The sequence below is a fragment of the Stenotrophomonas sp. STEN087 genome, from assembly GCF_056759115.1.
Genome location: NZ_JBRRCR010000001.1, coordinates 104656 through 125154, shown reverse-complemented (window position 1 = coordinate 125154; position 20499 = coordinate 104656). Strand labels below are relative to the sequence as shown.

At 68.1% G+C, this 20499-nt stretch carries 19 protein-coding genes; 1 reads left to right on the top strand and 18 read right to left on the bottom strand.

Annotated features, from left to right (window positions below; genetic code table 11):
* Positions 1-30: 30 nt before the first annotated feature.
* From ACVOK1_RS00585 to ACVOK1_RS00540, 10 genes are all read right to left on the bottom strand, one after another.
* Positions 31-657: a nucleotidyltransferase family protein gene (locus tag ACVOK1_RS00585; RefSeq protein ID WP_481560713.1), complete on the bottom strand. Its 627-nt coding sequence runs from the start codon at positions 655-657 to the stop codon at positions 31-33.
* A complete protein-coding gene (locus ACVOK1_RS00580) occupies positions 624-1613 on the bottom strand; it encodes an XdhC family protein (RefSeq protein WP_481560712.1) in 990 nt (329 codons plus the stop codon). Before ACVOK1_RS00580 ends, ACVOK1_RS00585 begins: the two co-directional genes overlap by 34 nt.
* Positions 1610-3811, bottom strand: coding sequence for an aldehyde oxidoreductase molybdenum-binding subunit PaoC (gene paoC / locus ACVOK1_RS00575; RefSeq protein ID WP_481560711.1), 2202 nt, complete (start codon positions 3809-3811; stop codon positions 1610-1612). Before paoC ends, ACVOK1_RS00580 begins: the two co-directional genes overlap by 4 nt.
* Positions 3808-4764 (bottom strand): FAD binding domain-containing protein, encoded by a 957-nt coding sequence (locus tag ACVOK1_RS00570; protein ID WP_481560710.1) that lies wholly within the window; start codon positions 4762-4764, stop codon positions 3808-3810. The genes paoC and ACVOK1_RS00570 overlap by 4 nt, the downstream gene beginning before the upstream one ends.
* Complete coding sequence (gene paoA / locus ACVOK1_RS00565; protein WP_481560709.1) at positions 4761-5408, bottom strand: aldehyde dehydrogenase iron-sulfur subunit PaoA; 648 nt, start codon at positions 5406-5408, stop codon at positions 4761-4763. Before paoA ends, ACVOK1_RS00570 begins: the two co-directional genes overlap by 4 nt.
* A gap of 130 nt (positions 5409-5538) precedes the next feature.
* Positions 5539-5817, bottom strand: coding sequence for a DUF3325 domain-containing protein (locus ACVOK1_RS00560; RefSeq protein ID WP_481560708.1), 279 nt, complete (start codon positions 5815-5817; stop codon positions 5539-5541).
* A 121-nt stretch (positions 5818-5938) separates the two neighbouring features.
* Positions 5939-7429, bottom strand: coding sequence for a PepSY-associated TM helix domain-containing protein (locus tag ACVOK1_RS00555; RefSeq protein WP_481560707.1), 1491 nt, complete (start codon positions 7427-7429; stop codon positions 5939-5941).
* Positions 7426-7725 (bottom strand): DUF3649 domain-containing protein, encoded by a 300-nt coding sequence (locus ACVOK1_RS00550; RefSeq protein WP_481560706.1) that lies wholly within the window; start codon positions 7723-7725, stop codon positions 7426-7428. Before ACVOK1_RS00550 ends, ACVOK1_RS00555 begins: the two co-directional genes overlap by 4 nt.
* A 49-nt stretch (positions 7726-7774) precedes the next feature.
* The gene (locus tag ACVOK1_RS00545; protein WP_481560705.1) at positions 7775-9952 is read right to left on the bottom strand and encodes a TonB-dependent receptor; all 2178 of its coding nucleotides are present in this window, start codon (positions 9950-9952) and stop codon (positions 7775-7777) included.
* Positions 9953-10127: 175 nt separating this feature from the next.
* Positions 10128-10979 carry a siderophore-interacting protein gene (locus ACVOK1_RS00540; protein WP_481560704.1) on the bottom strand — a complete coding sequence of 284 codons (852 nt, stop codon included), beginning with the start codon at positions 10977-10979 and terminating at the stop codon, positions 10128-10130.
* A 157-nt stretch (positions 10980-11136) separates the two neighbouring features.
* On the opposite strand from ACVOK1_RS00540, the gene ACVOK1_RS00535 reads away from it, so the two are divergent.
* Positions 11137-11754, top strand: coding sequence for a TetR/AcrR family transcriptional regulator (locus ACVOK1_RS00535; RefSeq protein ID WP_406236224.1), 618 nt, complete (start codon positions 11137-11139; stop codon positions 11752-11754).
* 3 nt (positions 11755-11757) lie between these two features.
* On the opposite strand, the gene ACVOK1_RS00530 is transcribed toward ACVOK1_RS00535, so the two are convergent.
* The 8 genes from ACVOK1_RS00530 to ACVOK1_RS00495 all read right to left on the bottom strand — a co-directional run bounded on the left by ACVOK1_RS00530 (position 11758) and on the right by ACVOK1_RS00495 (position 20494).
* Positions 11758-14553 carry a PAS domain-containing hybrid sensor histidine kinase/response regulator gene (locus ACVOK1_RS00530; protein WP_481560703.1) on the bottom strand — a complete coding sequence of 932 codons (2796 nt, stop codon included), beginning with the start codon at positions 14551-14553 and terminating at the stop codon, positions 11758-11760.
* Between the two features lie 102 nt (positions 14554-14655).
* A complete protein-coding gene (locus ACVOK1_RS00525) occupies positions 14656-14916 on the bottom strand; it encodes a hypothetical protein (RefSeq protein WP_481560702.1) in 261 nt (86 codons plus the stop codon).
* On the bottom strand, positions 14913-16265 hold the full coding sequence (locus ACVOK1_RS00520) for a TFIIB-type zinc ribbon-containing protein (RefSeq protein ID WP_481560701.1): 1353 nt from the start codon (positions 16263-16265) through the stop codon (positions 14913-14915). Before ACVOK1_RS00520 ends, ACVOK1_RS00525 begins: the two co-directional genes overlap by 4 nt.
* 20 nt (positions 16266-16285) lie before the next feature.
* The gene (locus ACVOK1_RS00515; RefSeq protein ID WP_481560700.1) at positions 16286-17425 is read right to left on the bottom strand and encodes an SPFH domain-containing protein; all 1140 of its coding nucleotides are present in this window, start codon (positions 17423-17425) and stop codon (positions 16286-16288) included.
* Between the two features lie 115 nt (positions 17426-17540).
* Positions 17541-18050 carry a lipocalin family protein gene (locus ACVOK1_RS00510; RefSeq protein ID WP_481560742.1) on the bottom strand — a complete coding sequence of 170 codons (510 nt, stop codon included), beginning with the start codon at positions 18048-18050 and terminating at the stop codon, positions 17541-17543.
* Positions 18051-18087: 37 nt separating this feature from the next.
* Complete coding sequence (locus ACVOK1_RS00505; protein ID WP_481560699.1) at positions 18088-19161, bottom strand: SAM-dependent methyltransferase; 1074 nt, start codon at positions 19159-19161, stop codon at positions 18088-18090.
* Complete coding sequence (locus tag ACVOK1_RS00500) at positions 19158-19949, bottom strand: DUF1295 domain-containing protein (RefSeq protein WP_108768963.1); 792 nt, start codon at positions 19947-19949, stop codon at positions 19158-19160. The genes ACVOK1_RS00505 and ACVOK1_RS00500 overlap by 4 nt, the downstream gene beginning before the upstream one ends.
* The gene (locus tag ACVOK1_RS00495; RefSeq protein ID WP_481560698.1) at positions 19946-20494 is read right to left on the bottom strand and encodes a DUF2878 domain-containing protein; all 549 of its coding nucleotides are present in this window, start codon (positions 20492-20494) and stop codon (positions 19946-19948) included. Before ACVOK1_RS00495 ends, ACVOK1_RS00500 begins: the two co-directional genes overlap by 4 nt.
* Positions 20495-20499: the final 5 nt, after the last annotated feature.

The window sequence follows — 20499 nt, the reverse complement described above, 5'->3', positions numbered from 1 at the left end:
GCCTGGCGAAGGCCTTCTTGCCCCGCGCGTTCATTCCGGCGGCGTATCGATCCACCCGGCGGCAGATGCGGCGCGCAGATCGTCCGCGTCGTCGATGTCACGAAGGCACACGTCGCTGGCACAGAGGGCCACGCCCGGGGTCTGCCGCAGGCGGCGACCGAAACCGTGCTCACCACCGCCCTCCGGCAGGTCGTTGAACCACGCGGCGGGGACAACGGCCGGCGAGCCCGGCACCCCGCCTTCCAGCGTGGCAGCGCAGCGGCACGGCGTGCTGGCTGCGGCGTCGAGCAGGGCACGAAGATGTGCTGCATGGAGGCGGGGCTGGTCACAGACCAGGACCAGCACCCGGCGGGCGGTGCCGAGGTGCGGCGCTGCCAGCAGAAGGCTGCTGCCGATCCCCAGCCCGGGCGTGGGATTCTCCACCTGGACGGCACGCAGTCCGGCCAGCTCCGGACCGAAGGCGGGAGCCTGCGGCGTCAGTACGATCAGCACGTCCGGATCTGTCTCAGACGCCAGCCGCGCTGCACGCCGCAGCAGTGATTCGCCATTGACCTGAAGCCATTGCTTGGGGCGGCCCAGCCGACGGCTCAGTCCGGCCGCAAGTACCACGGCAGCGTGCCCGCTCACGTACTGCCCAGTGCGCTGCCATGGCGCCATGCCTGCAGTTGGGCGGTGACGCTCAGGGCGATTGCCTCGGGCCCCCGTCCGCCCAGTGCCAGACCGATGGGTGAGCGCAGCCGGGGCTGAAGCGCGGCGCGCGTACCTGCGTCCAGCACCTTCAAGAGATCCTCTCTGCGCTGGCGAGGGCCCAGCAGTCCGATGAATGGAATCCTTGATCGGGCAAGCAATCGCAACGCATCCAGGTCCAGCTCGAAGTTGTGGTGCATGATCAGCGCCGCATCGACCTGGCGGTCTTCCTTATCTTCGTTCGTCTGCTGCAGCGACGGCAGGCGTGCCTGCCAGGCCCTTCGCGGCTCCACGACCTGTATGAGCCAGCCCTGGTCTTCCAGCATTGGCATCAGCGTCACGGCCTCAGGTCCGGCGCCATGCAGCTGTACCAGCGGTGGCCGGTGCCATTGCAGGCGCCATACGCAGATGTCGATGGCCTCGTCGCTCTTGAGCACCGGCAGCTCGGTGCAGAACGAAGATCCGGCGCAGCGACCTTCGACACGACCCTCGGTCGCCAGGGACACGTGCAGGCTGTCACGGCCCTGCAGCCAGACATCCAGGCAGCCTGCCAGGCCCGGTAACTGGTGCAAAGGCAGCAGCGCGATCCACTGGCAGCCGCGGCAGCCCACGGCGTTGCCGGAGAACAGTGCAGCGTCATCGCGGGTATCAATTTTTACCCAGCAGAGCTGCCCTTCCGCTGCGACTCTGCAGGCCGCACGTGCGAGCTCCGGCTCAAGGCAGCCGCCACTGAGCCAGCCGATCTGTTCGTCGCCGGTAAACAACACGCAGGTCCCCGCACGGCTGTAGGTTGATCCTTCGGTCTGCACCACGATGGCCAGCACCGCCGGAGAGCGATCGCGTGCGGCATCGGCAGCAGCACGCAGGGCGGGCCGCGCATTGCCCGTTTCAAGGTCCAGCGGTGCGGGAAAGAACGACGTCGTCATGCGAGGTCTGGCAGGCCTGCCAGCAGCTTGTCCAGCGTCAGCGGGTAATTCCTGACCCGTACGCCGGTTGCGTTGTAGACGGCGTTGGCGATGGCGGCACTGACACCACACAAGCCCAGCTCGCCGACGCCCTTGGCTTTCATGGGCGATGACACGGCATCGGCCCCGTCGAGGAACACCACCTCCTGGTGGGGCACATCGGCATGCACCGGAACCTCGTAGCCTGCCAGATCATGGTTGACGAAGAAGCCCAGGCGCGGGTCGACGACCAGTTCCTCCGACAGCGCAGCACCGATGCCCATCGTCATCGCGCCTATGACCTGGCTGCGCGCCGTCGTGGGATTCAGGATGCGTCCCGCAGCGCAGACGGCCAGCATCCGGCGGATGCGCGTTTCGCCCGTCGCGACATCAACGCCGACCTCGACGAAATGCGCGGCGAAGGTCGATTGCTGGAACTTCTCCTGCAGGATGTCGAACTCGATGCTGTCCTCGGCAACGACTTCGCCGCTGCGGGTCGCCTCTGTCAAGGCAGCGCGTCGTTGCCCATCGATGACATGGCCGTCTTCGAACCGTGCCGCGGCAGCATCCATTCCCAGCGCGCTGGCGACCTTGGTCCTCAATGCCATGCAGGCCGCATAGACACCTGCGGTAGAACTGTTGGCACCCCACTGGCCACCGGAGCCGGCGGCAACCGGAAAGCGCGAGTCGCCCAGCTTCACCGTGACCTGCTCCAGGGGAACGCCCAGCATCTCGGCGGCGGTCTGGCCGATGATGGTGTAGCTGCCGGTGCCGATATCGGTCATGTCGGTTTCGACGGTTACGTGCCCATCAGTGGCCAGGCGCACGCGCGCGCCGGACTTCATCACCAGGTTGTTGCGGAAGCCGGCTGCCACACCCATGCCGACCAGCCAGCGTCCATCGCGGTTGGCGGCAGGGGCAGCACTGCGACGCTCCCAGCCGAAGCGCGAGGCGCCGGATTGCAGGCACTGCACCAGCTGTCGCTGCGAAAATGGGCGTGACGGATCGCTGGGGTCGACCTGCGTATCGTTGCGGATGCGGAACTCGATCGGATCCAGCCCGACCTTCTCGGCCATCTCATCCATGGCGATTTCCAGGGCCATCAGCCCGGGCGTCTCGCCAGGCGCGCGCATCGCGTTGCCTTCGGGAAGATCCAGCGCAGCCAATCGCAGGGCGGCCAGCCGATGCGCGCCGGCATACAGGAAACGGGTCTGCTGCACGGCTTCCTCGGGCGAGCCGCCCGCCAGGTTGCCTGACCAGGATTCGTGTCCGATGGCGGTCAACGTTCCGTTCGGGGATGCGCCCAGCCGGATGCGCTGGATGGTGGCGGGGCGATGGGTCGTGTTGTTGGCGACCAGCGGGCGTTGCAGCGCTACCTTCACCGGGCGCTTCGCCGCTCGTGCCGCGAGCGCTGCAAGCAGGGCATCGGAGCGCAGGAACAGCTTTCCGCCGAAGCCCCCGCCAATGTAAGGCGATACCAGTCGTACATTGTCCTTCGGTATGCCCAGCGTCCTGGCCAGGTCCGTCCGGCCCCAGTCGATCATCTGGTTGGATGTCCACACGGTCAGGTGGTCACCGTCCCAGGCCGCCAGCGTTGCATGCGGCTCCATCATGGCGTGTGACTGGTCAGGGGTGTGGTACGTCGCATCGAGGGTGATGTCGGCCTGCTGGAATGCCTTTTCGAAATCGCCCACCCGGGCATCGGGTTCGGGCGTCTTCAGTAACGTCCCATCCTTGCGGGCCGCAGCCAGGTCAAATGAACCGTGCCGGGGCGCGTAGCGCACGCGGACCCTGGCGGCCGCAGCGCGTGCCTGCTCGAAGGTCTCGGCGACCACCACCGCCAGCGCCTGATGGTAGTGGCTGATCGTCGGGCCACCGAGCAGCGGCGCAGCGTTGCGCTTCACGCGCTGCAGCGGCCCGGCAGTGTCGGCAGTGACGATGGCCAGGACGCCTGGCGAGCGGCGAGCGGGCTCGAGATCCAGTGACGCGATGGTTCCGGTGGCGATCCCTGCGCCGACGACCACGCCGTAAGCCGGCGGTTCGGGTAGTGCGTCATGCCACTCGTAGGCATAGGTTGCCTTTCCTGAAACCTTCAATTGACCGTCGATGCGGGGGTGCGGTTGTCCGACGACCTTCTTTGCATCGATGGGATTGGTGCCAGCAGGCTTAGTGAACTTCATGCGCGCGCCCTCAGGTCCTGCAGGATGGATGCCAGGGTGCGTTCGGCCAGTACCGCCTTGAAGCGGTTCTGCCCAGTTGGTGCCGCACCCTGCAACAGCGTCGAGATGACGGCCGAAGCTCCCTGCGGCAGCGCGGCGTCGGCGGCGTCGCTGCGCCATGGCTTGTAGGCCACGCCGCCCAGGGCGATGCGCCCACTGCCGTCGGCCTGCACGATCGCAGCAACCGAAACAAGCGCAAAGGCGTAGGAGGCGCGGTCACGCACTTTCCGATAGATATGGGTGCCACCTGCAGGGGGTGGCAGGATCACCGCCTGGATCAGCTCGCCTCGCAGCAGCGTGGTCTCAAGGTGCGGCGTTGCTCCCGGCGGGCGGTACAGGGCATCCAGCGCAATGAGCCGCCGCGTGCCGTCGGCACCCAACGTCTCCACCGACGCGCCCAAGGCCATCATGGCCACTGCCATGTCGCTGGGATGCGTGGCGATGCAGTCTGCGCTGCCGCCGATGATCGCCAGCTGCCGGCTTGCGCCTTCGACTGCGGCACAGCCGCTGCCGGGCAGGCGCTTGTTGCAGGCCTGGGCCGTATCGTAGAAGTAGGGGCAGCGCGTGCGCTGCAGCAGATTGCCTGCCGTGGTTGCCTTGTTGCGCAGTTGTCCGGAGGCGCCCGATACCAGCGCCCGGGTCAGCAAGGCATAGTCGCGGCGGACGCGGGCGTCTGCGGCGAGATCGGTATTGCGCACGAGTGCACCAATCCGGAGGCCGCCATCGGCCGTCGCTTCGATGTCGTCCATGCCCAGCCCGTTCACATCGATCAGATGCGTCGGCGTTTCCACTTCCAGCTTCATCAGGTCGAGCAGGTTGGTGCCCCCTGCGATGAAGCGTGCGCCCGGTGCGCGCGTGGCGGCGGCAATGGCATCGGCCGCGCTGGCAGGGCGTTCATAGGTGAATGCCCTCATGAGCGCTTCCCCGCCGCATCCTGGATCGCTTCGATGATGTTGGAGTAGGCGCCGCAGCGGCAGATATTGCCGCTCATCCGCTCGCGGATCTCTTCAGGTGTCAGTGCCGCAGGCTCGTCCAGGCGCGCAGTGGCGTGGCTGGGGACATCCCGCTGGATTTCGTCGAGCACCGCCACGGCCGAGCAGATCTGGCCCGGCGTGCAGTACCCGCACTGGAAACCATCATGCTTGACGAAGGCGGCCTGCATGTCGCTGAGGTTGCCAGGTGATCCCATGCCCTCGATGGTGGTGATGCTGGCGCCCTCATGCATCACGGCCAGAGTCAGGCACGCATTGATGCGACGGCCGTCCAGCAGAACGGTGCAGGCACCGCACTGCCCATGGTCGCAGCCCTTTTTCGTGCCCGTCAGCTGCAGGTGCTCACGCAGCGCATCCAGCAGGGTGACCCGGGTGTCGAGCAGCAGTGAGCGGCTTGCACCGTTCACCTTGAAGGTCACCTGCGTGGTGACCGGGGCGCGTGCGGCGGAGCGGTCGGGCTCGGCGGCGGCAGCGACAGCGGCGGGCATGGCCATGGTGGTGGCCGAGCCCGCACTGAGCTTGAGCATGTCGCGCCGCGTGAGCGGAAGCTTGGAAGGGGGATTCATCGTGACTCCGCTGGCTGCAGTTGGCTGACGGGATTGCGTGTCAGCATGGCTGTGCTGCGGTAGGCAGGTGGTGAAGTCCCTCAGAGCCTCCCATTCAGTCTGTTGCGTAGCGGATTGCGAGCGGACGTGCTCAGCTGCGCGGGCGCAGATGGAAGGCCATCGCCACTACCAGCAGGCCGGCGGCCACGCTGGTGTGGCCGGAGAATTCGGCCAGGCCAAGGCCCAAGCCACGCGAAGCAACGCATAGCGCGAAGCCCAGCACCAGCATGCTGGAGCCCGCAATCCGCAGGCGACGGCGGCTGGCCGCAGCCAACGCGCGCTTCAGCAGGTCGCGCTGGTGCCGTTCCATGGCCAATGCCAGGCAGCCTAAGCCGGCCAGTGACAGCAGGAACACAAGGGCATGGATCATCCCGCCACCTCCGTTGTCGCAGCCCGCGCCGCGCGCGGCGGGCGTGCCCGCACCGGCTTCGGCGTGAACCGCCAGGTACGCCAGGCCAGGCAGGCATGCAGGGCTGCCAGCACCAGCATCGTCAGGTCGGTACCTGCGAATGCCCAGTCCGATACCGGCAACGAGCGCCACAAGGGATGCGCGGTGGTGACGGCGCCCAGCACCGGCAGCAGGGCCAGCAGCGCCGCCGCAAAGGTGAACTGCTCGACCCAGGCCTGCTTGGGCGTGCGCAGGCAGGCGTGGGCCAGCATCGCCGCCCAGGCCAGGAAGAACACGTGGACTTCCCAGCCGGCCCGTCGGCCATCGCGGCCGGCAGCAGCCGGTTGCCCCAGAAGAACGCGGCCATGGCCACCGACAGCCCGGCCACGGTGGCGATGTTCAGGCGTTCGACCAGGCGGAAACCGAAGTAGGGCCGCTGCGGATCGGGCAACTGGCTGCGGCGCTTCACCGTCCACAGCACCAGCCCGGTGCCGACCATGGCAGTGCCGCCCAGGCTGACCACGAAGTACAGCCAGCGCGTAAGTGAATCGGCAAAGCGGCCCAGGTGCAGGCCATACAGCACACCCTGGGTCTGCGCGGCGGCGCCGGATGTCTCCTTGGCCTGCAGCAGGTGGCCATTGCTGCCGTCGAACAGCAGGTAGTGCGGCGTGGTCGACACGCGGGTGGACTGCGCGCGCACCACGGCGACGCGGGCGTTGCGGTCACCGGGGTTCTGCACCTGCACGCCGCCGACACTGGCCGGCCCCCAACGCTGTTGGGCAGCAGCCACCATCGCGGCGATGTCGGCCATCGGTGCAGGCACATCGGCGGGGGCCTGGCGTGGAAGCTGCAGGCGCATCTCGCTGGTCACCTGCGCCTGTTGACGTTTGTCCTGCAGTCTGTCGAGGCCGAACGGCATGTACAGCACCGCCAGCATCACCAGGCCGCTCCAGGTGATCATGAAGTGGAACGGCAGGCCGAGCACCGAGACCGCAGCATGCCCATCCAGCCACGAGCGCTGGCCCTTGCCCCAGCGGAAGGTGAAGAAGTCGGCGAAGATCTTCTTGTGGGTGATGACGCCGCTGACGATGGCCACCAGCATGAACATCGCGCACAGGCCGACGATCCATCGCCCCCACATCGCCGGCATGTAATGCAGGTTGAAGTGGAACGCATAGAAGAAGTCGCCGCCCGCGGTATCGCGCGCCGCCAACGGCGTGCCGGTGTCAGCATCGAAGCGGCCGGACTGGAAGCCGTGGCGACCACCGCCGCCACCGGGTGCGGCCCACATCGCCGACACCCACGGGCTGCGCGGGCTGGGCAGGGTCAGGCTGATCTGGCGTGCGCCCGGCGTGTCGGCCATCAGTTGCGAAACCAGCCGTGCACTCACCTCCGGCGCGGGCGGCAGCTGCGCAGGCGTGCTGATCTCCGGGCGCGTGTAGCGCGAGATTTCATCGCGGAAGTAGCTGGCGGTACCGGTCAGGAACATCGCGTAGAGAATCCAGCCGGCGAGCAGGCCGACCCAGATGTGCAGGTCGGACATGGTCTGGCGGATGCCACGCGGCTTGGGTGCCCGTGCTTCGACCGCAGTCATGCGCCACCGCCTGTCGGCACGGCGAATGTAGCCAGCAGCCACAGCGGTGCGGCAAGGACCAGGCCCAGCCACGCGCGCCGCGCCGAACGAACGGCAAACACCCACACCACCGCGCCGGCATACAGCAGGAAACTCACCAGCATGCCGGTGAACACCGCCTGCTGCGGGTCGATCGGCAGGGCCAGCGCGGCCACGCTGGACAGCGCGGCCACCAGATAGCCGCCCAGCAGGGCAGCGATGATGCGTGACACCAGCGGCAGCCATGCGGCCAGCGCTGCGAAGCGGGAAACAATCACCAGCACATACTCCAGAGCGCCACGCCCACAGGCGTGGCGGGGCGAGGGATCAGAAGTCGACCGTGGCCGACAGCGTGGCCGTGCGCGGCGCACCGAGGCCGGAGCCCAGGCTGCCGGCCCAGTACGCCTTGTTGGTCAGGTTCTGCACGGTGGCGCGCAGCACCAGCGGCTTGCCGGCCGCTTCGGTCGCGTAGCGCGCGCCGAGGTCGTAGACGGTGTGGCCGGCTATCCACTGGCTGTTGTCGGCGTTGATGTAGCCCTTGGACATGCTCAGCGCACCGCCGGTGACGGTCAGCCCGGGCACGGCCAGCACGTCCCATTCCAGGCCCAGCTTGCCCTGCCACTGTGGCGTGGCCGTGGCCAGGCGGCCCTGGTTGATACCGCCCTGGGTGCGGGTCAGCTTCGGCTGCAGCCAACCGATGCCGCCCAGCACGCGCAGCTGGTCGCTGGCCTGGCCGAACACGGTCCATTCCACGCCACGGTTGCGCTGCTGGCCGCCCAGCGAATACACGTTGCTGGTGGGATCGGTGTAGGCGGCCGGCTTCTCGATCTCGTACACGCTCAGGGCGGTGCCCAGGCGGCCCAGGTCCATCTTCGCGCCCACTTCGCGCTGGCGGGTCTTATACGGCGGGAACACCTCACCGGCATTGGCGGCCGTGACCGGTGCGGTGCTGCCCTGGCTGAGGCCTTCGATGTAGTTGGCATACAGCGAGAGGCGTTCGCTGGCCTTGAACAACAGGGCTGCGGCCGGGGTGTTGGCGCTGGCGTCGTAGCGCACGGTGCGCTTGCCGCTGGTGCCGTCGAAGGTATCGCTCAGCACGGTCTGGCGGCGGATGCCCAGGGTCAGCTGCACGCGGTCGTCGGCCATCGACAGCGTATCGGCGATGCCGAAGCTGGTGGTGCGCACTTCGCCGATGCGCGGCAGCGCTGCGCTGCTGTAGCTGCGGTCCACGGCAGGGCCCCACTGCGGGTCATGGATGTTCGTGACCCAGTCGCTGGCCAGCATGTTGCGCAGGAAGCCGAAGTTGTAATCGTGGTGGTACCACGATGCACTGAGCCCCAGCGCGTGGTCGACCGGGCCGGTACGGAAGCGCGCGTTCAGGCCGGCCTCGGCGGTGTCCTTGCTGTAGGTGAAGCGCTGGTGGGCGAAGTTGTTGCGGAAGTCGCCCGCGGCGTTGGTGATCAGCGTGGTGCCGCTGGCGATGGAATCGAAGTCGGTATGGCCATGACCGTACGCCGCGTGCGCAGAGAGGTGCTCGTTGAAATCCATGTCCCAGCGCAGCGCGGCACCGTTGTCCTTGACGTTGCTGAAGGTCCAGTCCGGTGCGAACAGGGTGTCGGCCTTCGGCGGACGCGGCACGGCCAGGCCGGCGGCCAGCGACACTCCGCGGTTCAGACCATCGACGTGGTCGCGGCTGGCGAAGGCATCCAGAGCCACGCGTGCGCGCTCGCCGCGCCAGTCCAGGCCCAGCGATGCCAGCTGGGATGTGTGCTGCTGGTTGCGGGTGGCGGTGGTGCCATCACGATGCACCGCGTTGAAGCGCACGCCGAACTGCTTGCCGGCACCGAAGCGACGGCCGAGGTCGAGGTGGCCGCCAACCTGCGCATCGCTGCCGTAGTTGGCGGTGAATCGGTTGAGTGGCGTATCGCCAGCGCGCTTGGGCACCAGGTTGATGGCCCCACCGACCGAGCCGCCGGGCGGCATGCCGTTGAGCAGGGCCGACGGGCCCTTCAGCACTTCCACGCGCTCGGCCATCTCCGGCGTCACCCGGTAGTAGGGAATCAGGCCGTACAGGCCGCCGAAGCCGATGTCGGACGAGGACACACTGAAGCCGCGGATGTTGAAGTAATCGGTGATGCCGCCCGTCGAGCCACCGTTGTAGACGCTGGGATCGGTGGCGGCGATCACCCGCATCAGGTCCGGTGCCTGCAGGTTCTCGATGAAATCGGCGGTGTAGCTGGTGGTGGTGAACGGGGTGTCCATGAAGTCGAGGTCACCGAGCAGGCCGACCCGGCTGCCGCGCGCGACCTGGCCGCCTGCATAGGTGCTGGTGGGCGCGGCCTTGTCCGCATGCACGTTGACCGAAGGCAGCTCGGTGGCGGGGGCATCGGCAGGCTCGTCCGCCTGAGCGGCCGCGGCCAGCAGCAGGCCGGGCAGCAGGGCCAGGCGGGCGGCGCGCACCAACGGCCGCAGGACAGGGAGGGGGGAGGTGATGGAGCGGGACATGGCAATACTCGTCGTGGGAGAGAGGGTTCGGCCAGGGCTGCGCCGTCGCGGCCTGGGGGCAGGGCGACGCAGGGGGCGAGTGGCTGGCAGAACACGGCATCTCCTGCGACGGCAGGGGTGGTCTGTGGCTGGGGACAGCGGGATGCACGCCGCGAGGGGCGTGGGTACAGCGGGATCAGATGTCGTCGGCGAGATCGTCGACGTCCTGCAGGCCGCCGCCACGGGCCAGCACACGCTCGTAGTTGCGACGGCGGCGCTGGTCGGTGTCGGTGGTGGTTTCGCCGCGCTTCCAGTAACCGGCCACGGCCACGTCGTCGCGCGCGATCGCCAGGTGCTGCAGGAACCAGCGGCGCAGTTCGCGCATCTCTTCGCGTTCGCCGGCCGCCCAGACCACCGGTGGCGGCGTGCCCGGCACGCAGGCGCGGGCGGTACGCAGCAGCGGCGTGGGATCTTCGGGGCTGGGGGCGCTGAGGGCGTGCACGTGCACGCCAGCGACCGCAGGCAGCTCGTCCACCGCGGCCGCGTCATCGCTGGACACCCAGATGTCCGCACGCAGTCCCTTCGGCCACTGCAGCAGCAGCGCATACACCGCAGGCAACGCGCTGGCATCGGCAAACAGCAGGGCGCTGGCGCCGCTGCGCTGCGGTATCTGCAGGTGCGGGCGCGGGCCGGTCAGCGCGAAGGTGTCGCCTGGCTGGAGTGCGCCCACCCAGGCCAGCATGGGGCCGGGCGAGGGGTGCAGGGCCACGTCGAAGACGAAGTGGCGCGCCTGCGCGTCAATGCTGCGCACGGTGTAGATGCGCGACACATCACCGAAGGCGGCGCCGAGCTGGATGCGTACAGCGGTATTCGCGCGCCGCCAGGGATCCAGTGCGGCGTCGGCGGGCAGTGCCGCGGTCACCCGCAGCAGCCCGGGGGTGGGGCGGGTGGTCTCGACCACGGTCACCTGCAGGGCCTGCAGGCCGCGGTCATGGTCGGTGCCGCGCAATACGCCCTGCGGCGCAGCGGCGGTGGGAGAAGCAGACATCAGAACATCCAATCCGGGTACGAATGCGAATTAGTTACATCATAGTAAACTAAATTGGCGCATCTGCAATGGCGGTCACGCCGCGCGCATTGACCTGCGCGGCCGTGCTGACCACCATGGCAGGGTTTTCCGTCCAGATGCCCGGCATCGGAGTTCCATGGCAGCACCGAAGAAGGCGACCCCGCGCGGCCGCCCGCCGTCCATCACCCGCGAGCGCATTGCCGACGCCGGCATCGAAATGACACTACCCAGTGTCAGCATCGTCGGCGTCGCCGCGTTGCTGGGGGTCAGCCACATCGGCCTGTACAAACACGTGGCCAACCTGGCCGCGCTGCGCGAGCTGGTGGCCGAGGTGATCTTCGAACGCTGGCAGGCGCCGCCGCTGGCAACCGGCCGCAAGGCAGGGCTGGAGACGGATCTGCTGGCGTTCCAGCGCTCGCTGCGCGACCTGGTCGACCGCAATCCGGGGCTGGCGCCGTTTCTGGCGGTCCATGGTGCCAAGACGCCGCAGATGGTCGAGCGCATCGAGGCGCACCAGCGTGCGTTTGCCGAGGCCCACGGTTTGAACCCGGCGCAGGCCGCCTGGCTGCTGTCGACGGTGGCCTACCACTGCGTGGCGTTGGCTGACACGGTGTACGCGCGGCAGCGGGTCGTGGAGGAGGGGCGGCGCGCGCACGACCCGGCGGCCGCGCAGGCCGAGTTCGAGCTCGGCATGCTGGCCCTGATCCGTGGTGCGGTGGCGATGCTGCCTTCGCTGCCCACCGGGAAGCGCTGAGGCTCAGTTTTCCGCGGAGAGGACGGCGCGGACGCGCGTAGCCAGTTCGCCGATGGTGAAGGGCTTGCCGATCAGCTGCACATGCGCGTCGAGCACGCCGTCGTCGACCAGGGCATTGCGGCTGTTACCGGTGGCAAACAGGACCTTCAGGTGCGGATGTCGCGCCAGGGCCTCGTCGGCCAGCTGGCGACCGTTGACCCCGGGCATCACCACGTCGGTGAACAGCAGCGCGATGCCGGGGTGGGCCTGCAGCAGGGGCAGGGCGCTGGCAGCGCCATCGGCCGACAGCACGCGATAGCCGAGTTCGGACAGCGCATCGACCGAGAACGCGCGTACCGCCGCGTCATCGTCCACCACCAGGATCTGCTCGGCGCCACCGCCGGACAGCGGCGCCACATCGGCCTTGGCCGGCGGCAGGGCGTCCACCTCGGCCAGCAGGCGTGGCAGGTAGATGATGACGGTAGTGCCCGCGCCGGGCGCGGACTGCAGGCGGACGTGCCCGTTGGACTGCTGCACGAAGCCATAGACCTGCGACAGGCCCAGGCCGGTGCCCTGGCCGACCGGCTTGGTGGTGAAGAAGGGATCGAACGCGCGTGCCATCACCTCGGGCGCCATGCCGCCGCCGGTGTCGGTCACGGCGATGCGCACGTAATCGCCGGTGGGGATGCCGCCGTGCTCGGCCACGCTGGCCAGGTCGATCTGGCAGTTGCTGGTCTGCAGGGTCAGGCGGCCGCCACCCGGCATGGCATCGCGCGCGTTGACCGCCAGGTTGAGGATGACGTTCTCAAGCTGGTTGGCATCGGCGTGCGTCCACCACTGGCCGCCGCCCAGCACGGTTTCGAGGATGACGCTGCTGCCAAGCGAATGCACCAGCAGGTCAGTCATGCCGGCCACCAGGTGGTTCACGTCCAGGGCCACCGGCTGCAGCGGCTGCTGGCGCGAGAAGGCCAGCAGGCGCTGGGTCAGCTGGGCGGCACGCTGGGCGCCGTCCAGGGCCATCTCGATGTAGCGCACCGCGCGTGCATCGCTGTCGCCGATGCGCAGCGCCAGCAGGTCCAGCGGGCCGATCACCGTGGCCAGCATGTTGTTGAAGTCGTGCGCGATGCCGCCGCTGAGCTGGCCGACCGCCTCCATCTTGCGGCTCTGCCGCAGTGCGTCTTCCACCCGCATGCGCTCGGCCACTTCGGCACGCACCTGCGCCTCCAGCTGCTCGTTCAACTCACGCAGGCGTTCGTCGGCCGCCTTGCGTGCGGTGATGTCGATGGCCACGCCCAGCATGCGCACGCAGCGCCCGGCCTCGAAGATGCCCCGGCCCTTGGCCGCGACCCAGCGCACCACGCCATCTTCCTTGCCGACCGTGCGGTATTCCACATCGTAGTTGGCGCGCCGCTGCGGATCGGCAGAAGCATCGAGCGCCGCCAGCGTCGCGGCACGGTCGTCCGGATGCAGGCCAGAGCGGAAATCCTCGAAGCTCACCTCAGCATCGGAAGAAATGCCGAACATCGCCTTCGTGCGCGCGGGCCAGAGCAGGATGTTCTGCAGCAGGTCCAGGTCCCACAAACCGAGCTCGCCGGCCTCGGTGGCCAGGCGCAGGCGTTCTTCGCCTTCGGCCAGCGCCGCCTCGGCCGCCTTGCGTCCGGACAGGTCGAGCATGGCGCCGATCATCCGCAGCGGCCGCCCGTCAGCGTCGCGCAGCACCGCACCGCGGTCGAGGACGGCCGCATAGCTGCCATCGGCACGGCGGAAGCGATACTCGCCGGTCCAGGTAATGCCGTCGCCGTCGATGACGGCGTGGATGTTGCGGTCGATGCGGTCGCGGTCTTCGGGATGGATGTGGTCGAGCCACCACTGCGCGCTGGTCTCCTTCACCGGGTGCCCGAACAGGCTGGACAGCGCCTCGTTCCAGACGACGTGTCCGTCGACGATGCGCCAGTCCCAGATCGCATCGTTGGTGGCCTGCGCAGCGAGCCGATAGCGCTCCTCGATGTCGAGGCGCTCGGCCTCAGCGGACTTGCGGTCGGTGATGTCCAGCGAGGTACCGACCAGGCCGATCACTTCGCCGTCTCCATTGCGCAGCGGCGCCTTGGTCGACAGCCACCACGCGCGGCGGCCATCGGCAAAACTGATGTCCTCTTCGAGCTGCTCGCCCTGGCCGCTTGCCATGATCCGCTCGTCGGTCGCCATCACGGCCGCGGCCTGCGCGGGGTCGGCCAGCAGCTCGGCATCGGTCCGTCCGACATACTCCGCCGGGGGACGGCCAATCAGTTCCGTGGTGCCGCTGTTGCCGATCAGCAGGCGGCCCTGGCGATCCTTGGCATACATCACGCCCGGCGCGGCTTCGACGAAGGAGCGCAGCAGGGCCTGGGCCTGGTCGCGCTCGGCCTGCACCCGCAGGCGTTCGTCGATGTCGATGAGGACGCCGGGGAAGCTCAGTGCCCGACCGTTCTCGTCCAGATCGACGCGACCGATGCTTTCCAGCCAGTGGTAACCGCCGTCGACGCCGCGCGTGCGGTACTGGTGCGCGAAGCGGCCGCCGTGGCGAACCGCGTGTTCGATGGCTGCGGTCAGCCCGGCCAGGTCGTCCGGGTGCACCGCGCCCAGCACCTCGTGCAGCTGCAGCTTGCGCTGCGCCAGCGCCGGATCCAGCCCGAACGCGCGTGCGAGCGCTTCATCGACGGTCAGCTGGTCGTTCGGCACATCCCAGAACCAGGTGCCGACGATGGCACCGGCTGCCAGCGCCATGTTCACGCTGTCGGAGGCATGGGCGGCTTGCGGCTGGGGAACGGGAGGCTGGTTCACGGACGATCTCGAACGGCGGGGCGCTGCCCGCCCCGGGCAGGGCAGGCAGAACATGGGCCGCCAGTCTAGATCACCGCCGCGTCACGGCAGCGTGGTGCCGTGTCAATCGCCACCGGGCTTCACCCGCATCACCCGTTTGCGGTACTCGTACACGTTGTCACCGCGCACGCGGTGTTCCTGCGTACCGGTGATCGAATCGACGCGACGGTCCGAGCCGGTCACCGGCTTGGCGTCGATCGCGGTTTCGTGTTCGAACGAATGCGATTTGTCGGTGTTGCGGTAATAGCGGTACAGCGCCCAGTACAGCGCGGTAGCACCGGCCGGGCCGGCCGCCAGCAACCAGAGACCACTGTCGTCACTCATGTTGTCGCCACCAGGAAGGCAATTGCGAGGGCTTCGATGACGGTGCCGGTCGCCAGGGCGGCCAGCAGCATCTTCCACTGCTGCACCGGCACGCTGCCCATGGTTTCGCCGGTACGGCCGTTCACCGCGATGTAGTGCAGCATGCCGCCATTGGCGCCGGGCTGGTGGTAGGAGTACAGCCAGACCGGCAGGTACATCGACACCCAGCGGCTGCCGTGCACGTCCAGCTGTTCCTGCTCCCAGCGCACGCCGCGGTCGTAGCGGCGCACGCTGGCTTCGACCTGCGCGCGGGCGATCGACAGCAGCTGGTCTTCCAGCCGCGGGCGCAGCTTCTCCACATCCACGTTGCGCTTCTCGGAGGTGAAGCCAGCCAGGTAGGACGCGTTCCACTTCACCGCGTTCTTGGTATCGAACGGCAGGATGGTGTTGATGATGTTGTTGGTATTGGTGCGCGTGTCGAGGTTGCCGCGCTCGGCCGAGGATTCCAGCGGCAGGTCGTCGACGGTGAATTCGACCTGGCGCTCGACCTGGTAGATGTCCGCGTCGTAGTAGGTCTGCTTGTTCTTCTCGGTGCCCCTGGTGTACTCGCGGGTCTTGATCTCGCCCTTGCCGGCCACGGCCGCGCTGACATTGCTGTCCACGATCATGTAGGGCAGGTACACGCCCACCACGTTTTCCGGGGTGAACTGGTCCTTGAAGGCCTTCAGCGCGAACATCCGGCGCTTGTCGACGAACTGGCGGATGCGCGCAACCGCATCGTCCTTCCTGATGTGGAAGGGCAACACGGCATCGGGCACGGCGCCGTTGCTGATCTGTTCGTTGACGCCGAACACGTGGCGGCACCAGTGGCAGCGCGCGGTCATCGTGCTTTCGGTGTTGACCGTGACCTCGGCACCACAGCCGCCGCACTTGAAGGTCATCAGCGCCGAGGTGTCGGCGTCGATGTCACGTGCGCCGGAGGCGATGACCGTGCCCTGCACCTGGTCGAGCGCTTCGCCCAGCCCGAATTCCTCCTCCACCCGCGCGCCATGCCATTCGTGACGGCAGTACAGGCAGACCAGGACGTCGGTGCCGAGCCTGGGGCGGATGTCGGTGCTGCCACACTTCGGGCAGCGGTTCAGGCCGTCCTTGAGTTCGCTGGCCGAGGTATCGATGGCCAGCGGATCGGGCGCCTCGACCTCATCACGGATGGCCTGCGGCAGCGTGCTGGTATCCAGCGGGAAGCTGCCAGGCAGGGGCGGGACGTCCTGCGGCGAACCCGGACCGTCCAGCTTCGCCGCCGGCAAGGGCGGGGGCGAAGCGGGGGCGGCCTGGGGCAGCGGCGGAGGACCGTTTCTGGGGTCGGACATGGGTCTGCGCGTCCGCCGGCTTACAGGCCCAGCGCCTTGGCCTTCAGCGCGTCGTAGTCGCTCTGGGTGATCAGGCCCAGGTCGAGCATCTCCTTGGCCTTCTTCAGCTTGGCCACCGGATCATCGGCGGCCGGCGCAGTGGGTTGCTGCAGGCTGCCCGCACCGAACATGCCCGAGGCCATGCCGACGCCGACCAGGCCCGCCGCGCCGCCGTTCTCGCCGGCCGACTGGATGCCCTGGGCCACGCTGGCCTGCAGGTTGGAATTGCCGCGCGAGCCGGACAGCGCATCGGCGCGCTGCACGGTCTTCAGCAGTTCACGGGTGTTGGCGTCGTATTCGATCGAGACGATGGCGGTCTTGACGATGGCCAGGCCACGGTCGGACTTCCACTGGTAGGCCTGCTCGACGGCCGCCGACAGGCTCTGCGCGAAGCCGATCGAATCCTGCTGCAGCTTGGTGATGCGGTTGCCCTTGGACGGGTCGTTGCTGTACAGGCTGAAGGCCGGTGCCAGCGAACCCACCACTTCATTGAACAGCTGGGTGGCGGCGGCATTGTCCAAGTCGGTGAAGTCGAACACCTGGCCCGGGCGCAGGTAGCTGGCCGGCACGAAGTTCTTCACGAACAGGATCGGGTCGACGATCTTCAGCGTGTACGAACCACGGGTGACCGCGCCGACCTGGGTGTTGAGGAAGGCATCGTCCCAGTAGATTTCCGACTGGGTGCCGAAGCGGTTGTCCGGCAGTTCCTTCAGCGAGACAAAGAAGGCGGCCTGCTGCGAGCCCGGCTGGCCACCGAACTTGAAGCGTTCCCAGCTCTGCTTGATGAAGGTGCTGACCAGCCCGTCACCGGCGAAGATCGACTGCGAGTTGAGGTCGTCCGAGCGCCACTCGTAGCCACCCGGCTCGGCGACGAAAGCAGTGATCGCGCCGTCCTGGAACAGCAGCAGGCCGTAGCCTTCGGGCACGACGATCTTCGAGCCGTTGCTGATGACGTTGGACGAGCCGCTGGTGTTCGAGCCACGGCCGGCATTGGTGCCCTGCGGCACGGCCGCGAACAGGGCCGCGGTCGACGGCAGGCCCGTCGGCACGGTGTAGAAGTCTTTCCACTGGTCGGCCAGAACACCGCCCACTGCACCCTTGACCGCCTGTACCAGACCCATGACCTGCTCCCTGTGGTTACCTGACAGGCACCGCGCCTGTCGTGTCCGGCTGACTATAGAGGAGCGGGGCGGTGCCTCGCCACCGGTACCGGTGGTGCCCATTCATATGGCGGGATCAACGCACGGACTGCGGAACCTTCCGCAGCTTCGAGGTGTCATAGCCCATCGCTGCGATGCGTTCGACGGCGGCTTGGTAGTCCTGTTGCGACACCTGCGGCGTGCGCGCCATGTACCAGACGTAGTCGCGCTTGCTGCGGGCGACGATCGTCTGCTGATAGTCCTCGTCCAGCCAGGCGATGATGTACTCGGCCTGGATCGGCCAGATGAACTGCATGCCCCACACCGCGCCGGCGCCTTCCTTTTCGACCCGGCCGACCGGATGCATGCTCTTGTACGGCGCCTGGAAGCTGCCCTTGCGGTAGGTGAAGGTGGTCTGGATGCGCCCATCCGGCTGCAGGGAATAGCTTTCGACGGCGTCGAAGGCCTCGCGTTCGGGCCAGGAGGGGATGTGGGCGATCACATACCAGTCGCCCATGAAGCGCGGCACGTCCACCGACGCCGCGCGTGGCAGTGGGCGGGTGTCCTGGCTGCTGCAGCCGCTGCCAAACAGGGCCACGGCCAGCATCGAGATCAGGGGCAGGGTACGCATGGCCGTGGCTCCTTCAGCGGGGGCGGAACAGGTAGTGGGCGACCAGCCACTGCTGGCCATCGTCATAGCCGAACAGCTCGGCGCAGGCCATCCAGAACATGCGCCAGCGCTGCCACCAGATGCGCGCGGCGGCCTCGCCGTAGGTCGCCTGCAGGATCGGCATCAGCTGCGCACGGGCCGCGTCCTGGTTGTCCAGCCAGTGGTTGGCGGTGCGCTGGTAGTGCGTGCCGTCCAGCAGCCAGCGCTGGTCCAGCTGCAGGTGCTGCTGGAAATGCAGGAGGGTGTCGGCGGCCGGCATCAGGCCGCCGGTAAAGAAGTGCCGCCCCATCCAGTTGTCATCACCTTCGGTCTCGAACGGGTACATCAGTGTGCGGTGGGCGAAGATGTGCACGAACAGTGCGCCGTCCGGCCGCAGCCAGCCAGAAATGCGCTGCAGCAGCTGCTGGTAGTTGCGCACGTGTTCGAACATCTCCACCGACACGCAGCGGTCGAAACGCGCACTCGGCAGCTCCAGCTGGTTCACGTCGCGGGTGAGGACCTCGACGTTGCGCAGGCCGCGTGCCTGGCACTGGCCCAGGATGTGCTCGCGCTGGCTGTGCGAATTGGACACTGCGGTGATGCGTGCATTCGGGTAGCGCTCGGCCATCCACAGGGTCAGCGAACCCCAGCCGCAGCCGAGCTCGAGGATGTCCTGGCCGTCACGCAGCCCGGCGCGCTGCCCATACAGTTCCAGCATCGCCTCTTCGGCCTGGTCCAGGGTTTCGTGACCGGTGCGGTAGTAGCAGCTGCTGTACTTCAGGCGCTTGCCGAGGCAGGCCTGGAAGAACGCGGCCGGCACCTCGTAATGCTGGCGGTTGGCGGCATCGACGTGCAGGGCGAGCGGGCTGCCGGCCAGTTCGGCGATGCGACGCTGGAAGCGTACCGACTGTCCTTCCTGGCCGCCCTCGTCCTCCTCCTGCAGGCGCTGCGCGCACAGGCGACGGATGCCTGCACGCAGGGCAGCGTCCGGGATCCAGCCGCGCTCGGCCCAGCCGGTCAGGCCGCCTTCGATCTCGACGGGAGGGTGCAGCGTGCTGGTGGCATTCATGGCGTGCGGTCCTGGGAAGGGGAAGTGCGGGGGAACCACGGGAAGAACATCGAGGTGCTGCGCTGGTAGTCGCGGTAGTCATCGCCGCGGCTGCGCAGGGCCTGTTTCTCGGTGAAGGGGACGCCGCTGAGGTAGCGCAGGAACAGGTACATCACCACCGGTCCCGACCACGCCAGCCACCATAGCGGTGAGCCGACGGCCAGCAGCACATAGGTGAACCAGTGCAGCCACTCGAAGAAATAGTTGGGATGGCGCGAGTAGCGCCACAGCCCCTGCCGGCAGGTCCGGCCCTTGTTGGCGGGGTCGGCGCGGAAGCGTGCGAGCTGGCGGTCGGCCACGGCTTCGCCACCGACGCTGAGCAGCCATACCGCAATGGCCGCGGCGATCCAGCCGGCATGGCCGGTGGCCGGGTTGCGCGCCACGGCCAGGAACGGCAGGGCGAACAGTACCACCAGCAGCGCCTGGGCCATGAAGAAGCCGAAGATCTTTCCCTGGTGACCGTTCCAGTGTTCGCGCAGATAGCGGTAGCGACCGTCCTCGTCTTCACTGCGCACGCGGTGCCACAGATGCAGGGCCAGCCGGCTGCCCCACAGCCCGCCCAGCACCGCCAGCGCGATGCGCGGCTGCAGGCCGCCGTCACCCAGCCAGGCCAGCAGCAGTGCGCCCGCGGCCACGCCCTTGGCCCACAGCACGTCGACCACGCCGATGTTGCGGTGGCGGCGCTGCCAGACCCAGCCCCAGCACATCACCAGCACTGCGTAGAGCAGCACCCAGCCGAGCAGGTTCATGCGCGTACTCCTTTGTCTGTGTGTGCGGTTGCCTTGTCAGTGCCTCGGCGTGCCAGCGCGCACAGCAGCGGCAGGGCGATGCTCCAGCCCACCCCCAGCAGCAGGACGCCCTGCCACACGGGTGCGTAGAACTGCACGGCCTGGAAGCCACGCGCCGCCGACAGATAGGCCAGCGGTGCCAGCAGCAGGCCGAACAGCACCGGCAGCAGGCGGTGCCGCTGCAGGAAGGTCATCGAGCTTGTCAGCGTCATCGCGAACGCCGCCCACAGCGCCATGATCCACGGCGGCGGTGCCCAGCCCAGCGGCGCGGCGGCATAGCGCACGGTGCCGCTGGCGGCGGCGATGCCATCCACCAGCCAGGCGCAGGCGAGGGCGAGCAGCAGCAGGCGCAGGTCAATGCGCGGCACCGGGCTGGTCAGCAGCTGGCTGGCGACATACAGCGCTGCGGCCAGCAGTGCCGGCCATTGCCAGCCCCGGCCCGCGCCAGCCACCGCGCACAGCCAGACCAGCTGGTTGCCGAACAGGTTGGCCCAGGTCCGTTTCATATAAG

Excerpts from the sequence above, each read along its gene's own strand:
- ACVOK1_RS00585 (WP_481560713.1), bottom strand. The coding sequence starts at position 657 with ATGGCGCCATGGCAGCGCACTGGGCAGTACGTGAGCGGGCACGCTGCC.
- ACVOK1_RS00580 (WP_481560712.1), bottom strand. The coding sequence starts at position 1,613 with ATGACGACGTCGTTCTTTCCCGCACCGCTGGACCTTGAAACGGGCAAT.
- paoC (WP_481560711.1), bottom strand. The coding sequence starts at position 3,811 with ATGAAGTTCACTAAGCCTGCTGGCACCAATCCCATCGATGCAAAGAAG.
- ACVOK1_RS00570 (WP_481560710.1), bottom strand. The coding sequence starts at position 4,764 with ATGAGGGCATTCACCTATGAACGCCCTGCCAGCGCGGCCGATGCCATT.
- paoA (WP_481560709.1), bottom strand. The coding sequence starts at position 5,408 with ATGAATCCCCCTTCCAAGCTTCCGCTCACGCGGCGCGACATGCTCAAG.
- ACVOK1_RS00560 (WP_481560708.1), bottom strand. The coding sequence starts at position 5,817 with ATGATCCATGCCCTTGTGTTCCTGCTGTCACTGGCCGGCTTAGGCTGC.
- ACVOK1_RS00555 (WP_481560707.1), bottom strand. The coding sequence starts at position 7,429 with ATGACTGCGGTCGAAGCACGGGCACCCAAGCCGCGTGGCATCCGCCAG.
- ACVOK1_RS00545 (WP_481560705.1), bottom strand. The coding sequence starts at position 9,952 with ATGTCCCGCTCCATCACCTCCCCCCTCCCTGTCCTGCGGCCGTTGGTG.
- ACVOK1_RS00540 (WP_481560704.1), bottom strand. The coding sequence starts at position 10,979 with ATGTCTGCTTCTCCCACCGCCGCTGCGCCGCAGGGCGTATTGCGCGGC.
- ACVOK1_RS00535 (WP_406236224.1), top strand. The coding sequence starts at position 11,137 with ATGGCAGCACCGAAGAAGGCGACCCCGCGCGGCCGCCCGCCGTCCATC.
- ACVOK1_RS00525 (WP_481560702.1), bottom strand. The coding sequence starts at position 14,916 with ATGAGTGACGACAGTGGTCTCTGGTTGCTGGCGGCCGGCCCGGCCGGT.
- ACVOK1_RS00520 (WP_481560701.1), bottom strand. The coding sequence starts at position 16,265 with ATGTCCGACCCCAGAAACGGTCCTCCGCCGCTGCCCCAGGCCGCCCCC.
- ACVOK1_RS00515 (WP_481560700.1), bottom strand. The coding sequence starts at position 17,425 with ATGGGTCTGGTACAGGCGGTCAAGGGTGCAGTGGGCGGTGTTCTGGCC.
- ACVOK1_RS00510 (WP_481560742.1), bottom strand. The coding sequence starts at position 18,050 with ATGCTGGCCGTGGCCCTGTTTGGCAGCGGCTGCAGCAGCCAGGACACC.
- ACVOK1_RS00505 (WP_481560699.1), bottom strand. The coding sequence starts at position 19,161 with ATGAATGCCACCAGCACGCTGCACCCTCCCGTCGAGATCGAAGGCGGC.
- ACVOK1_RS00500 (WP_108768963.1), bottom strand. The coding sequence starts at position 19,949 with ATGAACCTGCTCGGCTGGGTGCTGCTCTACGCAGTGCTGGTGATGTGC.
- ACVOK1_RS00495 (WP_481560698.1), bottom strand. The coding sequence starts at position 20,494 with ATGAAACGGACCTGGGCCAACCTGTTCGGCAACCAGCTGGTCTGGCTG.